General features: G+C 34.5%; 15 protein-coding genes. 10 read left to right on the top strand and 5 right to left on the bottom strand.

From position 1 onward, the window contains the following. The first annotated feature begins 107 nt into the window (after positions 1-107). The 4 genes from DS830_RS05855 (at position 108) to DS830_RS05840 (ending at position 5,910) form a co-directional block, all read left to right on the top strand. Positions 108-929: an AraC family transcriptional regulator gene (locus DS830_RS05855; RefSeq protein WP_118908609.1), complete on the top strand. Its 822-nt coding sequence runs from the start codon at positions 108-110 to the stop codon at positions 927-929. A 268-nt stretch (positions 930-1,197) separates the two neighbouring features. Then, entirely contained in the window at positions 1,198-2,022 is an 825-nt protein-coding gene (locus DS830_RS05850) for an SDR family NAD(P)-dependent oxidoreductase (RefSeq protein WP_118908608.1), read from the top strand. A gap of 499 nt (positions 2,023-2,521) precedes the next feature. Beyond that, on the top strand, positions 2,522-4,531 hold the full coding sequence (locus DS830_RS05845; RefSeq protein WP_118908607.1) for a right-handed parallel beta-helix repeat-containing protein: 2,010 nt from the start codon (positions 2,522-2,524) through the stop codon (positions 4,529-4,531). Positions 4,532-4,659: 128 nt separating this feature from the next. Next, positions 4,660-5,910 (top strand): MFS transporter, encoded by a 1,251-nt coding sequence (locus DS830_RS05840; protein ID WP_118908606.1) that lies wholly within the window; start codon positions 4,660-4,662, stop codon positions 5,908-5,910. An 84-nt stretch (positions 5,911-5,994) separates the two neighbouring features. On the opposite strand, the gene argH is transcribed toward DS830_RS05840, so the two are convergent. The 5 genes from argH to DS830_RS05815 all read right to left on the bottom strand — a co-directional run bounded on the left by argH (position 5,995) and on the right by DS830_RS05815 (position 10,866). Then, positions 5,995-7,383, bottom strand: coding sequence for an argininosuccinate lyase (gene argH, locus DS830_RS05835; RefSeq protein ID WP_118908605.1), 1,389 nt, complete (start codon positions 7,381-7,383; stop codon positions 5,995-5,997). Then, entirely contained in the window at positions 7,370-8,590 is a 1,221-nt protein-coding gene (locus DS830_RS05830; RefSeq protein ID WP_118908604.1) for an argininosuccinate synthase, read from the bottom strand. Before DS830_RS05830 ends, argH begins: the two co-directional genes overlap by 14 nt. Before the next feature lie 215 nt (positions 8,591-8,805). Next, entirely contained in the window at positions 8,806-9,744 is a 939-nt protein-coding gene (locus DS830_RS05825) for a nitronate monooxygenase (RefSeq protein WP_118908603.1), read from the bottom strand. A gap of 205 nt (positions 9,745-9,949) precedes the next feature. Beyond that, positions 9,950-10,213, bottom strand: coding sequence for a YkoF family thiamine/hydroxymethylpyrimidine-binding protein (locus tag DS830_RS05820; RefSeq protein ID WP_118900760.1), 264 nt, complete (start codon positions 10,211-10,213; stop codon positions 9,950-9,952). Then, the gene (locus DS830_RS05815; RefSeq protein WP_118908602.1) at positions 10,192-10,866 is read right to left on the bottom strand and encodes a class I SAM-dependent methyltransferase; all 675 of its coding nucleotides are present in this window, start codon (positions 10,864-10,866) and stop codon (positions 10,192-10,194) included. The genes DS830_RS05820 and DS830_RS05815 overlap by 22 nt, the downstream gene beginning before the upstream one ends. Positions 10,867-10,997: 131 nt before the next feature. Here DS830_RS05815 and DS830_RS05810 point away from each other — a divergent pair, with 131 nt between their 5' ends. From DS830_RS05810 to DS830_RS05785, 6 genes are all read left to right on the top strand, one after another. Then, the gene (locus DS830_RS05810; RefSeq protein ID WP_310648249.1) at positions 10,998-11,444 is read left to right on the top strand and encodes a MerR family transcriptional regulator; all 447 of its coding nucleotides are present in this window, start codon (positions 10,998-11,000) and stop codon (positions 11,442-11,444) included. Positions 11,445-11,521: 77 nt separating this feature from the next. After that, positions 11,522-11,935, top strand: coding sequence for a cupin domain-containing protein (locus tag DS830_RS05805; RefSeq protein WP_118908601.1), 414 nt, complete (start codon positions 11,522-11,524; stop codon positions 11,933-11,935). Between the two features lie 294 nt (positions 11,936-12,229). Then, a complete protein-coding gene (trpX, locus tag DS830_RS05800) occupies positions 12,230-13,222 on the top strand; it encodes a tryptophan ABC transporter substrate-binding protein (RefSeq protein ID WP_118900766.1) in 993 nt (330 codons plus the stop codon). Further along, positions 13,222-14,121 carry an ABC transporter permease gene (locus tag DS830_RS05795; protein WP_118900768.1) on the top strand — a complete coding sequence of 300 codons (900 nt, stop codon included), beginning with the start codon at positions 13,222-13,224 and terminating at the stop codon, positions 14,119-14,121. Before trpX ends, DS830_RS05795 begins: the two co-directional genes overlap by 1 nt. Further along, a complete protein-coding gene (locus tag DS830_RS05790) occupies positions 14,114-14,878 on the top strand; it encodes an ABC transporter ATP-binding protein (protein WP_118908600.1) in 765 nt (254 codons plus the stop codon). Before DS830_RS05795 ends, DS830_RS05790 begins: the two co-directional genes overlap by 8 nt. Positions 14,879-15,012: 134 nt before the next feature. Next, positions 15,013-16,377 (top strand): NAD-dependent succinate-semialdehyde dehydrogenase, encoded by a 1,365-nt coding sequence (locus DS830_RS05785; RefSeq protein ID WP_118908599.1) that lies wholly within the window; start codon positions 15,013-15,015, stop codon positions 16,375-16,377. The last annotated feature ends 231 nt before the right edge of the window (positions 16,378-16,608 follow it).

The raw sequence follows: 16,608 nt of genomic DNA, 5'->3' as shown, positions 1-16,608 counted from the left end.
AACAGCTATATCATATGTTGCCGGATGATACAGAGCAATACTATAAGTTGGATTAGTAAATAAACTAACTTAATAAAGTAATAAATGTAATATTTTGGGGGAATAAAATGAGTAAACTTCATCATGAAAATGTGATTACAAATTTTGATATTGGGATTCGCTTTTATGAATCTTTAGTTAGAAATAATGGTTATGTACCCTTTCATTGGCATAGTAGTATTGAAATAGTGGGAGTCATTTCTGGACGACTAACTTTTATGTTTAATGGTAAAGAACAAATTGTTAATCCCCAACAATTTATAGTAGTTCCCTCAGGAGTGGTACATGCAGTAGAAAACATTCCTAATCAGTCCTTAGTATTACAAGTTCCTTTAAAATTTATTGAAAATTATTATCCTCATCCTGAAAATATTAATTTTGAAATTACGAAGTGTTATTCAAAAGCTTATAAACAAATATTTGGATTGTTACTTAAAATTAATTCTTTAGTTAAACAAGGTTATAAAGGATATTTGTTTGACTTAGGAGTAATTATCCTATTAATTATGAAAGAATTAATTTTAAATTTCACTGATGATACAAATCCACTTTTACAAAGTACAAGCAGTCTCAAAGAAATTATTGTTTATATCAATGAACACTATGTAGAACATTTAAGTGTAAATATTTTGGCCAATAAATTTGGTTATAATTCAAGCTATTTGTCAAGAATATTTAAACAACAAACAGGAATTACAATTATTCAATATATTTATCGTTTAAGACTAGCATCATTGTATCAAGATCTTTTATCTTCTAATATATCAATCAAACAATTAATGGATAAAAATGGATTAACAAATCAACGAACAGCAAGAAATTTATTTAAAAATATGTATGGTAAATTACCTTTACAAATTCGCCAAGACAAGATATTACAATCTAAATAATTAGTGGCTTAAATATTAAGTAGAAATTCTATTATATCTGTATTACAAATTATAATCTAAATATTTCTAATGTTTAATTAGTGACAACTTCTTTAAAATTTGCTCGAAAATAATTAATACAATCTATAATTGAAATATACAGGTACTACAGTTTGTAATAATAGATTATAAATTAAAAAGGTCATAAGAGTAAACGCTTTCAGAAGTATATAAGAGAATATATAATAACTGTGTAAAGAAAAATATTTTAAGAAAGGAGTTTTTATATATGGGACGTTTGGATGATAAGGTTGCAATTATTACTGGAGCTGCTAGTGGTATGGGTCTAGCTGGAGCACAGATTTTTGCTAGAGAAGGTGCTAGTGTTGTTCTAACAGATGTAGTTGAAGATAAGCTTAATAAAGCTGTTGCTGATATTAAAGAGAACGGTGGAACAGCTGCAGCTATGAAACTAGACGTAGCTGACCCTGCAGGCTGGAAGGATGTTGTGGATCAGACCGTTAAATTGTACGGTAAAATTAATATCTTAGTTAATAATGCGGGTACTCATAATTCTGCTGGTATTCTTGATACTGATCTTGAGACTTGGAATAAAGTTATGAACATTGATTCGACTGGTGTTTGGCTAGGTATGAAGGCAGTAATTCCTATTATGCAAAAGAATGGTGACGGTTCCATTGTCAACACTTCATCTATCGGTGCTCTTGTTGGTGGGAACGGCAATGGTGCTGCTTATAGTGCTGCCAAAGGTGCTGTACGTTCAATTACTAAATTTGCTGCTCAAGAATTTGGTAAAGATAGTATCCGTGTTAACTCAGTTCATCCAGGAGTAACTTTTACCAGCATGACTAAGAAATTTTTTGGAACTCAAAAATCTAATGACGATCGTCCAGGAATGACTTTCACTAAGAGTGTAGGAGCTAGCACAAAAGAAGAAATGAGCAAAGTCCAAAAAGGCAATGCAGTTTTGCCACCATATGTAGCAGATGCTTCAGATATTGGCTACGCTTATCTATATTTAGCTTCTGATGAATCCAAATTTGTAACAGGAGAAGAATTAATTGTCGATGGAGGTTATATAATTAATTCATAAAAATCTCCTTAAGAGTTAATTATTTAGAATTCACTTAGTAAAAATCTACTGAATCAATATTTAATCTAATTCAGTAGATTTTTGTTTATATGAGTTCTGTTATGTATTAATTAAATTAACTGCAAGATTGAACGCTATTTTTGAATTTTATATAACAAAGATAAAAGATACTGATTCAGCATAGATGGCAAAATGTTCCTAGCTTTTAAATCATTTTTTGCTAAATAATGAAATATAGATATTGAGTTGGTAGATAATTTAAGCAGATATGAAAGATTGTAGTTGCTTTGTGATACTTAAGAAGTTAATTGTTTATTTTAATAATAAAAAAATCCTGAATTCTTGAAAAACTATTAATTATATTATAAAAATATGTAATGCAAAGTGATTTTAATATATTGACATTATTACTTTCCAATGTTAGGATTTGTTTATATGTTAGTTAGTATTTTAAACAAACTAACATATAATTTACTTTTTGGAAAGGAGAAATCTTATTTTGAAGATATATGTTAATGCAAAAGCTACTAGAGATGGTAATGGTTCAAAGAAAACTCCTTATAAATTAATTAATAGTGCAGCTAAAGTTGCTATGCCTGGTGATGAGATTATTGTGTTTCCTGGTATATATCATGAAAACGTTAATCCGATGAATTCTGGTACCCGTGACCAACGTATAATTTATAAAAGTGTTGAGCCATTAAAAGCGGTTATAACTGGTGCTGAAGAGGCAAATAATTGGAAACGCTATCAAGGAGGGGTATGGGTTACTTATATTAACAATAGTTTGTTTGGATCATATAATCCATATACAACCTATGTAATGGGTGATTGGTATATGGGCTCTGTTAATAAGCATACAGGTGCAGTGTATATGAATGATATCCAATTTTATGAGACATCATCACTAAATGAATGTATTAATGCAAAAATATATGATAAATCGTGGAATCCTAAAAATTCAGTATTTAAATGGTATACAGAACAAAATAAAGATACGAATACAACAATTATTTATGCTAATTTTCAAGATAAAGACCCTAATAAAGAAAAAGTTGAAATTAATGTTCGTCGAGAAGCTTTTTGGCCGCAAAAAACAGGAGTTAATTATATTACTGTGAGTGGCTTTAATATTAATAAAGCAGCTACCACTTGGGCACCTCCTGCGTCTTATCAAGATGGTATGATTGGTCCTCATTGGTCTAAAGGATGGATTATTGAAGATTGTGATATTAGTCACAGCCGTTGCGCAGGCATTTCTTTGGGTAAATACAGAGATCCAGAAAATGATCAATATTTTACCTATAAACATGTTAAAAGTCCTACACAAATGGAAAGAGACGCAGTTTGTCGTGGACAATATCATGGTTGGCTAAAAGAAAAAATTGGTCATCATATTATTCGGCGTTGTAACATCCATGATTGTGAACAAGATGGTATTGTTGGACGTCAAGGTGCAGTTTTTAGTGTAATTGAAGATAACCATATTCATCATATTAATAATATGCAGGAATTAGCAGGTGCTGAAATTGCTGGTATTAAACTGCATGCTGCTATTGATGTAATTATTCGACGTAACAGATTTGACCATACGACTATGGGATTATGGTGTGATTGGGAAGCACAAGGAACACGTATTACTCAAAATTTATTTGATCATAATTATGCTCCAAATGGTACAGCTCCGCGTTTGAATGGGGCAATGACTAGTCAAGATATTTGGATTGAGGTTAGCCATGGACCAACACTAATAGATAATAATTTACTTTTATCCAAAAATTCCTTAAAGATTCCAACACAAGGTTTAGCCATTGTTCATAATTTGATTTTAGGCTCCTTTACTCTTGTTGGAGAAGGAACTGATTATCCTGGGAAAGGTCCTATTCAACCTAGATTTACTCCATATCATATTCCACATCGTACAGAAGTTGCAGGATTTCAAACAATACTACATGGTGATAATCGTTTTTATAATAACATATTCATTCAAAAATGGCCTGCTACTAACCCATCACCAGAGGAAAACGAAATAGTAGGTACAGCAGTATTTGATGATTATCCCACCTATGAAGAATGGTATAAACCATTTAAAAAAATAGAAGGTAAGGCTGCTCAAGGGAATGATATGGTCGAACTTCAATCTGCACAATTTGAACATTTACCTATTTGGGCTAAGGGTAATGTATATTTTAATGGTGCTCAAGCTTGGAAAAAAGAAACACATAATATTGTAAATAATAAAGATAAAATAGAAGTTAAATTAATTGAGAATGATACACATGTTCTTATTAAAACTAATCTATATGATTTCCTTGGAAATTTTGAAGATGGTATTATTAACACTGATATTTTAGGAAAAGCATTTGAACCAGAACAACGTTTTGAAATGCCTAATGGGGATGATATTACATTTGATGAAGACTATTTTGGAAATCATCGTGGACTTTCAACAATGCCTGGTCCGTTTGCTTCAATTGAAAATTTAAATAACGCATTATGGAATAATTAAAAAATATAAAATATATTGATAAAATTTAATTATCAATGTTGTATTTATGAATTATTTTAAGTGGTTTTTCTTCTTTTTAAATTAATTGTCAAATATAAGCTTTAGTTTATTATTGAGAGGATATAAATATGGATAAAAGTCAATTAGCCATTGAAGATGAATCAAAAAATAAATTTCCATATCGATTGGGTTTTGGACTTTTGTTTTGTTTGCTTGGATGGTTAATACCTTACTTAGGAGTTAATTCTACACTTTTGCCGGCCAAAATTCAGCAGATAGCACCTGATCAAAAAGTTCAGATTGTTGCATTGTTAGCAACTATTGCGATGATAGTTGCTACAATCGCAAATATTATTGAAGGCGCACTTTCTGACTTAACTGTTAGCCGTTGGGGAAAAAGAAATCCTTGGATTGTTTTGGGTATGATTACTACATTGATTTGCTTTTTTTTCTTAACAAAAGTTAAAACTATTACTGGAATTATCGTAAATTGGTCACTTTTTCAAATTGCACTGAATTCAATGGTTGCACCAATAGTTGCTTTTATTGCAGATAAGGCACCAAAAAAATATAGAGGATCAATTTCAGCTTTTTATGGGGTTGGAATGAATATTGGTGCTCCAGTAGGTACTATGATTGCTTCTCAATACATTACTAAAATTAACAGTGGTATTTATGTTTTTATGATACTTGAAGTTATTTTTACTATTTTAGGATTAATTTTAGTAGGTGATGGAAGTAACAAAGGAGATAAAGTAAAGAAACTTAAGGGATCCGAATTACTAGAAGCATTTATTTTTCCAATTCATGGTGATGTTCGTGATTTTTATCTAGCTGTGTTTGGTAAACTGTTATTTGTTTCAGCACAATATGTTATTACTGGATATCAATTATATATTTTTGTAGATTATATGAATCTTTCTTCAGCTAATGCAACTCATAATTTATCAATTATGTCCATAATATTACTTATTACTGGTGTATTTTTTGCAATCCTTGGAGGACCTCTTGCTGATAAATTTCATAGTTTGAAATTATTAGTTGCTGTTTCTACTGTAGTAATGGGAATAGGTGCTGTTATTCCAGCCATAGAGCCTTTACCATGGACAATGTTTGCATATGCAGCCCTAAGTGGGTCTGCAATGGGAATGTATAATTCTGTTGATCAAGCATTAAATGTTTCAGTTTTACCGAGTTCAGAAAATTCTGCCAAGGATTTAGGAATTGTTAACTTAGCCAATTCTTTAGGGCAAGTTTTTGGACCAATAGTTGCTTCGATAATCATTGCAGAAAGCGGATATAAATTTATTTTTCCAATAGCTGGGATTATGTGTTTATTTGGAGCGATTCTAATTCTTATGATTAAGAAAGTTCATTAATAAAAAGATATACTTGATTATTATTTTAAGTTATATGTAAAAAAACAGCTAGGATATTTCCTAACTGTTTTTTATAATTATCATTTAATCAATTTTATCTAAAATTTTCTTAGCTTCAGCAATTTGGTGTTTGACTTGAGCAAAACTCGTTCCACCTAGTGATTGCCGTCGTTCGACCGCAATTTTTGATTGTAAATCATGATACACGTCTGAGCCAATCTCAGGCATAATTTCTTGATATTTGCTGAGTGGTATTTCTTGCAAAGTTACGCCAGTTTTGAGACCTTCTAGGACTAATTGGCCAACAAGAGCATGTGCTTGGCGAAAGGGAATTCCCTTTACTGCTAAGTAATCTGCTAATTCAGTAGCATTGGAAAAATCTTTTTCTGTGGCTGCGGCCATTTTTTCAGAATTAACTTGGGCAGTGTCCAACATTCCAGCCAATATTTTTAAACTGGGAATAATAGTTTTAACCGCATCAAAAGTACCTTCCTTGTCTTCTTGCATATCTTTATTATATGCTAAAGGCAGAGACTTCATGACTGTCAAAAGTCCGAATAAATCTCCAAAAACACGTCCTGATTTGCCCCGAATTAATTCGGCCATATCAGGATTCTTTTTTTGAGGCATAATGGAACTACCTGTAGAATACTGATCGGACAATTCCAAATAGCCAAATTCATATGAAGACCAAAGAACGATTTCCTCACATAGACGTGAGAGATGCACCATTAAAATCGCAGCATTACTTAAAAATTCTAACGCAAAATCACGATCTGACACTGCATCTAATGAATTGGAGTAAGGCTTATCAAATCCTAACTTGCGAGTTGTTTGTTGGCGATCGATTGGAAAAGTAGTACCAGCTAGCGCTGCTGCTCCTAAAGGTGATAAATTGGTGTGTTGTTGGTTGAATTCAAAGCGTTCTACATCTCTTTGCAACATATAAAAGTATGCCATTAAATAATGACCATAAGAAATTGGCTGTGCGTGTTGGAGATGGGTATAACCAGGCATGATGGTTTCAATATTTGCTTCAGCTTTGGTTACTAAAACTCTTTGTAGTTCTTGAATAGTTTGAATGATTTTGGGCAAGCGCTTTTTGAGATACAGATGAAAGTCAGTTGCCACTTGATCATTGCGACTGCGAGCAGTGTGCAGTTTACCAGCTACAGGTCCAATCTCTTTAGTCAAAAGGGCTTCGATATTCATATGAATGTCTTCGTTAGTAGTATCAAATTTAAGTTTACCAGTGGCTAGTTGTTGTTGTAGGCTTTTTAAGCCTTGAATAATTTGTTTAGCATCAGTTTCAGGGATAATATTGGTGTCTTGCAACATTTCCACATGGGCCAATGATCCTTGCAAATCTTCAGCAGCCATAAGCTGGTCAAAGTTAATGGAAGCGCCAAAAGCATCAATATTTTCATCACCACTGGCTTCAAAACGGCCCCCCCAAAGTTTATTTGTGGCCATTGCTTTGTCCTGCCTGTTTTTGGTGAACTTGAGCATATACTTGTGTTGGTAAACCATAGAGTTTAATAAATCCTAAAGCAGCTTCTTGGTCAAATTCATCAGCTGCTGTATAAGTAGCAAGCTTCTCATCATATAAAGAGTTTGGTGATTTGCGGCCTTCACAAATAACATTTCCTTTAAAGAGTTTAACGCGAACAATACCATTGACGTCTTTTTGGCTGGTTTTAATGAAAGCCAACAAGCTATCCATTAACGGTGAGAACCAAAGTCCATTATAAATTAATTCGGCAATTTCTTTTTCTACAATAGGTTTAAAATGATCTAAAGTTTTATCTAATGTGATATCTTCAATATCTTTGTGAGCAGTTAATAAAACTGTAGCTGCAGGGCATTCATAAATTTCGCGTGATTTAATACCAATCAAACGATTTTCCACATGATCAATTCGGCCAATACCATGTTTGCCAGCAATTTTATCTAGTTTCATAATTAAACTAGCCAGTGATAATTTTTCGTCATTTAATTTGACTGGTACACCTTGCTCAAAACTAATTGTGATAATTTCGGGTTCATCGGGAGCATCTTTAATATCAACACTGCGGTCATAAGCATCTGCGGGAGCACTAGCCCAAGGATCTTCTAAAATCCCGCACTCGTTAGCTCTTCCCCAAAGGTTTTCGTCAATCGAATAGGGGCTTTTTTTATTAATTGGTACAGGAATCCCATTTTCTTTGGCGTAATCAATTTCTTCTTCTCGTGACCAATGAGTTTCACGAATAGGATCTTCAATTTTCATTTCAGGTGCTAAGGCCCGAATACCAACGTCAAAACGTACTTGATCATTACCTTTACCAGTGCAGCCGTGGGCAATCGCAACGGCACCATACTTTTTGGCAACTTCGACTAAAATTTTAACAATGAGAGGTCTTGATAACGCTGAAACTAAAGGATATTTGTCTTCATAATAAGCATGACTTTGTAAAGCCGGTAAGCAATATTCTTGGGCAAATTCTTCTTTAGCATCGATGACCACAGATTCTACAGCACCAACTGCCAAGCCCTTTTCTTTGATTTTTTCTAAATCTTTACCTTCACCAACGTCAATACAACAAGCAATGACATCATAACCTTTGTTTTTCAACCAGGCGATTTCAACAGAAGTATCCAACCCGCCAGAATATGCTAAAACGATTTTATCTTTTGCCATAATATCTCACTCCATTCAATTTATTGAAATTATAAAATAAAATTTTGATAATATGCAACGTTTTTTTAGAATTGTCTTATGTAGATTAAAGCTACTTTAAGGAAAATTCAGTAGAAACCAAGATATTATAAAGGGCATTAAACAGTTGCAATTATGGGCGAAGAAAAGCTGAAACCACTATCTATCTCAGCCTTGTTGAGTGTTAACTATATTGTTTAAAATAAAGGCGATTGAACTTTATTTGTGACTGCATTGGCATCATTAAATAAATCTTCAATAATTTCTCTGCAAGTTTTAGCTTCCTTAATCATCCCTGAAATTTGGCCGGCCATTAAAGAACCAGTTTCTACATCATCATCAAAAACTGCTTTCTTTAAGCCACCAACTGCAATAGTTTCTAACTCTTCACGGTTCTGGGCGTTTCTTTCTAATTCACTAAATTTCAAAGTCATTTTATTTTTTAAGGATCTTACTGGAGCGCTTAAAGACAAGCCAGTAATAATTGTTGAAGTATCTGTTGCTTCAATAATTGCTTGGCGCCATTTAGGTCCGACAGGACTTTCTTTGGCTATTGAGAATAATGTTCCCAATTGCACTCCTTCTGCGCCATCGACAAAGGCATCAACAATTCCACGTCCATCAGCAATCCCACCTGCAGCAATTACTGGAATAGAAACTGCATCACTTACTTGAGGCCATAATACTTGAGAAGTTAATTGCCCAATATGACCACCTGCTTCCATTCCTTCGGCAACTACCGCGTCAACACCCAATTGTTCCATTTTAACTGCTAATTCAACATTGGGAATGACTGGAATAACTTTGATACCATTAGCCTTCATAACTGGCATTAATTTTTTAGGTGTTCCTGCACCCGTCGTAATAATAGGAACTTGTTCTTCAACAATCACTTGAGCAATCTTAGGAGAATTAGGATCCATTAACATAAGATTGACACCAAAATTGTTATCAGTTAATTGACGAGCTTCGTGAATTTGTTCCCGCACTTCGTCAGGAGTTTTACCACCTGCAGCAATAATTCCCAAACCTCCAGCATTTGAAACAGCTGCTGCTAGTTGGGCGGTAGCTAATTGAGCCATGGCTCCTTGAATAATAGGATATTTAGTACCTAAAAGTTGATTAACTCGATTCATTATATATCGTGGCCTCTCTAATAAATATTAACTGTGACAATACAAATTATATTTAATAAGAAATATCCTAAATTACAATAATTATTTTCAAACTAGTCAAAAGTATGAGCATAACTTGCTATTGTGTATTTGTTTAAAAGTGAAAATAGGGTAATAGTATTTTAAAGAGTAGGTAGACTTTTAATCTGCTGCTAGCTATATTAAATTATAATTCGCAGCCACAGGTATTAGAAATCGTAGTTGTGATGACATAATGGACATTGTTTGTATCCATTTTTGTAGTAATTTGCTGTAACAAATTAAAGATTTTTGGTGCCTCACCACGTAAAATGGTTGCCATATCATTAACTTCAGCGGTGATATCAGAATTGTGAATGATATCTAAAACTTGTTTGATAGTTGTGTTGTAATCAGTATCACCTAAAGGATAAAAACTAATTTGACAACTTATTTTTGGAATAGTAGACATGTGAATCCCCCTATATTAGTTGTTTGCATTGCATTTTGGTCAGCTTTTAAATTGTAATTATTTTCGGGAAGATTGGGTGGTAAGAATAAGCAATCTTTTTGTTGAACAAAATGTTTTGGATCCAAAGCAATTAATTGTTCCGCAGTCCAAAAGTGGGCAAATTCGTAAGCAGTTCCATGACAAGCGGGGCTTTCATAAAAATTAGCCCAAGAGCCATTTTTTTGAATAGTACCAATAACAATATGACCACCAGGTTGTACCACTCGCCACATTTCTTGGTAAGCGCTTTGGATATTATTAATAAATTCAAAAGCCGCCATGGAAAAAGCTGCATTAAAGCTATTATCTAAAAAAGACAATTTTTCAACATTCATGATTTTTAATTGTGCAGTGAGTTGTTGCTGCTGTAACTTTTGTCGTGCTTGTTGCAACATGTTAGGTGCAATATCGACTCCAGTTACTTGACAGTCTTGTTGAGCTAGTTTAATTGTGAAATTGCCAATGCCACAGCCGACATCTAAAATTTTTTGCTGGGCTTTTGGCTGCAATAATTTGACTAGTGTTTGAGTTTCTGCTTGATCAACAAATTGCCCAACTGGAGTTTGATACCAATCATCATAGTCATTAAAAAATTTATTAAAAACATTTTCCATGTTAATCACCCACCTCTACCCATTCATAGTAACATAATATTAAAGAAAACGTTTCAAATGATTAATTAACGCTTGACTTCGAGTCGACTCTAAGTAATAAACTAAAATTGCTATTTAAGGAGGATATATATTTGACGACAGCAATGAAATCTAATCTGCAAAAGACTTTTACGATTGGTGAGTTCGCCCAATTAGTAGGATTGTCAACATATACTTTGCGCTTTTATGAGCAAGAAGGGTTAATTATCCCTAAAAGAGATGATGCTAATCGCCGTTATTATACTGAACAAGATGTGAGCTGGTTGGGCTTTTTATTGCATTTAAAAGGCACTGGAATGACAATGAGTGAAATGAAAGAGTATGTTACTTGGCGTGCAGAAGGTGATCAAACAATTGCGAAACGCAAGCAACTATTGGAAAAAGTTCGTCAACGTGCTAACAAGCAAATTTCTGATTTGCAGCACAATTTAGAAATTGTCAATCATAAAATTGATTGGTATGATGGCAAACTCCAATGTACAATTTCCGATGATGAATCTTTTGCGCAGTATTTACAAAAATTTAAGAAGGAATCTTAATTTTGTGCGTTAGTATTGCAGGTTTCATTGCTGGAATTTGTCAAAATCCGTAACAATATGAAAAAGGAGTAATTAAAATGGCAGAAAATGAAAATATAAAAAATGGCGTTATCTTTAATTTAGGAGCAAAAAATGATGCTTTAGCCCAATATTTTGTAGGACAAAGTTATTTAAATACTTTAGTTAGTGATCCTGAAGTTAATGTCACTGTGGGAAATGTTACTTTTGAGCCCGGTTGTCGCAATAATTGGCATATCCATCGTGCAGGTTACCAAATTTTGTTAGTGACTGGTGGTACAGGCTGGTATCAAGAAGAAGGCAAGCCAGCTCAATATTTAGTGCCAGGAGATGTTGTTGTAACGCATGATGGTGTCAAACATTGGCACGGAGCCACTCAAGATAGCTGGTTTTCACATATTGCGATTACAGCGGGAACTCCTGAATGGTTAGAACCAGTTAGTGATGAACAATATCAAAGTTTAAAAAAATAAATTAATAGTTGACAAGTATTGCTTTTGTCTTTATAATTTCCCTTAAATCAGATATGAAAGGGAGAATAGTCATGATTAACTCAAATGTACAGTTAAATGCTCGTTGGCAAAGCCGGTAACTTGGGTTAATTCCGTCATGGATGCGACCTGAGGTTTCAGTTCGTATTCATGCCGGCTAATCTCCATAATTTTAAAGTCTGCATGGATTCTCACATGCAGGCTTTTTCTTTGTTTTTTTAAAGAGGAGCCTCTTGTGGGCTCCTCTTTTATTTTGGAAAGGATGGGAATAATAAAATGAAAAGAATGGTAGCATTAATTGGAATTCTAGCAGCATTTTTAGTAGTTGCCTTTTTTAATGAAGGTGGACAGCTAAATGCGCAAGCTAAACCGCGCGTGGGTGTCTTAACTTTGATGCATCATCCCGCATTAGATCAAATTCAAGAAGGTTTTACGGCGGGATTAGCACAAAAGGGTTATCACAATGGCAAGAATGTGGATATTGATTATCAAAATGCTCAAGGTGATCAAAGTAATCTGAAAACTATGGCCTCCAAATTAGTTAATGAAAATTCCAACGTTGTAGTAGGAATTACGACTCCCGCTTCACAGTCACTTGCCAATGCCACTAAAAAAATCCCCTTAGTGTTGGGAGCTGTCACAGATCCTAAGGCTGCCGGCTTAGTTCATAATTTTAAGCGCCCAGGCGGTAATATTACGGGTGTTTCAAACTTATCACCTGTAGCCGATCAGTTACGGTTAATTAAAGAATTCTTACCACATTTGCAGACTTTGGGCGTTATTTATACTTCTAGTGATAGTTCGGCTGTAGCTGAGCACAAGTTAATCGTCCAAAAAGCTCGCGAAATGAAAATCCCTCTCAAATCATATTCAATTGCCAACAGCAATGATTTGAATCAAGTTTCCCAAGAGATGTTGCAACATGTAGATGCTGTGATTGTACCTGCAGATAATGTGATTGCAGGAGCGATGCAGACGCTAGTGAAAAATTCAGATGCTGTACACAAGCCAGTTTTTCCTGCTGTGGATACCATGGTCAAACAAGGTGGCGTAGCTACTTATAGTATTAACCAATACAAATTAGGCATTATTGGAGGACACTTAACAGCAGCAATTTTGCAGGGTAAAAAGCAACCAGCTACCACACCGATTGAATATGTGCGCCATGGAGATCCGGTAGTTAACTTAAAGCAAGCCCAAAAATTAGGCTTGCAGGTACCTAAACGCTTCTTAAAAGAAGCACAAACTAAAGGGGAGGTTATTAAATAATGAATTTAGTAGTTTCGGCCATTGGCCAAGGCCTTTTATGGGCATTATTAGGATTAGGATTGTATCTAACGTTTCGGATTTTAAATTTTGCAGATATGACAGTTGAGGGAACTTTTCCGTTAGGAGCTGCTACAGCAGTGACAGCTATAACACATGGCGTGTCTCCTATAATGGCTACATTATTAGCTTTTGGAGTGGGCGTTTTAGCAGGATTGATTACAGGTCTACTATATACCAAAGGCAAAATCCCCAGTTTACTAGCTGGAATTTTGGTAATGACAGCCGCATATTCGATTAACTTGCGCATTATGGGTAAATCCAATATATCGTTATTAGGTCAAAAAACGTTATTTAGCGGCAAATTTTTACAAGGATTACCACAATATTTTGATAGTGTCATAGTCGGGATGATAATTATCTTAGTGATTACCTTAGCTTTGATTTTTGTCTTGCAAACACAATGGGGACAAGCATTTATTGCTACTGGTGATAATGACCAAATGGCCAAATCATTAGGAATCAAGACTGACAGCATGGTCATTATGGGATTAATGATTTCTAATGGCTTGGTTGGTGTTTGTGGAGCTTTGATTGCTCAAAGCAATGGTTACGCCGACATTAATATGGGTATTGGTACTATTGTAATTGCTTTAGCATCAATTATTATTGGGGAAGTGATTTTTGGCGAGCTAACTTTAAACCAACGCCTTATTGCGGTGACTTTAGGAAGTATTGTTTATCGGCTATTATTATTGGCCGTCTTGCAGCTTGGATTTAATGCTAATGATTTAAATTTATTGTCTTCTTTAGTCTTGGCTATTTGTATGATGCTGCCGCAATTAGAAAAACATTTACGCTTAAAAACTACTTTGTTAAAAGGGGTGCGCCATTATGACTAAGCCAATTTTGGAGTTAAAAAATGTTAGTACAGTTGTTAATCGTGGTACTGCACAAGAAACCACAATTTTAAAGCACATCAATTTACAAATTAATCAAGGTGATTTTATTACCTTAGTGGGAACTAATGGAGCTGGTAAATCAACTTTGTTTAATGTGATTAGTGGCCTACTGCCAGTAAATGCCGGGCAGATTTTGCATAACGGAAAAGATATTACCAAAATGTCAGAAGAACAACATACTAAATTTCTCAGTCGTGTTTTTCAAGATCCTAAAATGGGTACTGCTCCTCGAATGACAGTCGCAGAAAATTTGTTATTAGCCACGAAACGTGGTGAACATCGGACTTTGCGGCCACGCCATTTAAAGCAGCATTTAAATCATTTTCATGAGTTAGCAACAACAATGAATAACGGCTTAGAAACTCACTTAGATACAGCGACAGGATCTTTATCCGGAGGACAACGACAAGCTTTGAGTTTTTTAATGGCTGTTTTAAAACGTCCTGATATTATCTTGCTTGATGAACATACAGCAGCTTTAGATCCACATACTAGTGCGACATTAATGCAAGCCACCAATGAGCACATTCAAACGGATAATTTAACTGCATTGATGATTACTCATCAATTAGAAGATGCGCTGCAATATGGCAATCGTTTATTAGTTTTAAGTCAAGGACAAATTCAAGCTGACTTTAGCGGACCTGCTAAAAAGGCCCTAACTGCCCAGCAGCTTTATGATTATTTTCAAGAATAGTTAGTTGATTAACAAGCATCATTAGTTACTTTTAAGCGTTTGCATCATATAATAAGAATAGAATTGGTACGCAACAATTGTTTTAGCGGTCGTACCAAGGATTGTAATTTTGGTGTAAATAAAGGAGAGTAACAATGGCTTATAAAACTATTTATCCATATACAAATGAAACTTTAAAAGAATATCCTAATGCTTCCGATGCTGATTTAGAGCAGGCCTTAGCGACAGGTCATCAATTATATCAACAATGGCGCCAAGAAAAGCCAGAAAGTCGGAGCAAAATCTTACAAAATATTGCTGATTTAATGCAAAAAAAGCGCGACGACTTAGCTCGAGCTATGACTTATGATATGGGAAAGTTATTAACAGAAGCTCAAGGCGAAGTAGATTTATGTATTTGGATTGCCCAATACTATGCCGAACATGGAGCAGAGTTATTGCAACCTGTACCTCTAAAAACTAAATTTGGTGATGCTTATTATCTAAAACAAGCAACTGGGGTGATTGTTGCTGTTGAACCGTGGAATTTCCCATTATATCAAGTAATGCGAGTCTTAGCTCCTAATATTATGGTTGGAAATCCAATGATTTTAAAATCTGCTTCTATTTGTCCAATGTCTGTTCAAATGTTTGCAGATTTAGTCGCAGAATCAGGTGCACCCGCAGGGACTTTGACTAACTTATTTATTAATTATGATCAAGTAGCTACCGCGATTGCTGATCCACGAGTTGCGGGTGTGTGCTTAACTGGTTCTGAACGAGCAGGAACATCAATTGCTGCTACTGCAGGTCAAAATTTAAAGAAGTCAACCTTAGAATTAGGTGGTAATGATGCTTTTATTGTTTTAGATGATGCAAATTGGGATGAACTACAAAAAGTTGTACCGCAAGCTCGTTTATTTAATGCGGGACAAGTTTGCACCTCTTCCAAGCGCTTTATTGTGATGGATAGTATGTATGATCAATTCTTAGAAATGTTAAAGACAGCTTTCAGTCAAGTGAAAATGGGTGATCCTATGGCTGAAACTACAACTTTAGCACCACTATCTTCAAAGAGCGCCAAAGAAAAATTACAGGCACAAGTTGATACAGCTGTGGCCGCAGGTGCTAAAGTTTATTACGGTAACGAACCAGTAGACTTGCCAGGACAATTCTTCCAACCTACTATCTTAACGGATATTAGTCATGATAATCCAATTTTTAATCAAGAATTATTTGGTCCAGTAGCTTCCGTATATCGTGTACAAAATGAAGCAGAAGCCATCCAATTGGCCAATGATTCCAGCTATGGCTTAGGTGGGACTGTTTTCTCAAGTGATTTACAGCATGCAGAAAAAGTAGCAGCACAAGTTGAAACAGGGATGTCCTTCATCAATGCTGGCTGGTCGTCTACACCCGATATGCCTTTTGGCGGTATCAAGAATTCTGGATATGGTCGGGAATTGAGTGATTTAGGAATTGATGCTTTTGTCAATCAACATTTAGTTTTAAAACCTTAAGTAAATATTTTAAGTCATCTTCAAATACTACTGAAGATGACTTGTTACATATATTACCCTCGAATTTAGAAACACGTTAAATCTTAAGATAAGTTACTAATGGGGGCTAATCTTTGGTATTGTTCCAAGCAAACTAGATTGTAAAATACTTTTAATTATTATTTTAAATTCAAAAAATGCTTGACAGAATCATTCACTTCCCGTAAAATTAAAAACTAATTAGACAAGGTT

The sequence above is a fragment of the Bombilactobacillus bombi genome (assembly GCF_003522965.1).
Classification (GTDB): Bacteria; Bacillota; Bacilli; order Lactobacillales; family Lactobacillaceae; genus Bombilactobacillus; species Bombilactobacillus bombi.
This window is presented reverse-complemented; position numbering and strand designations above follow the sequence as displayed.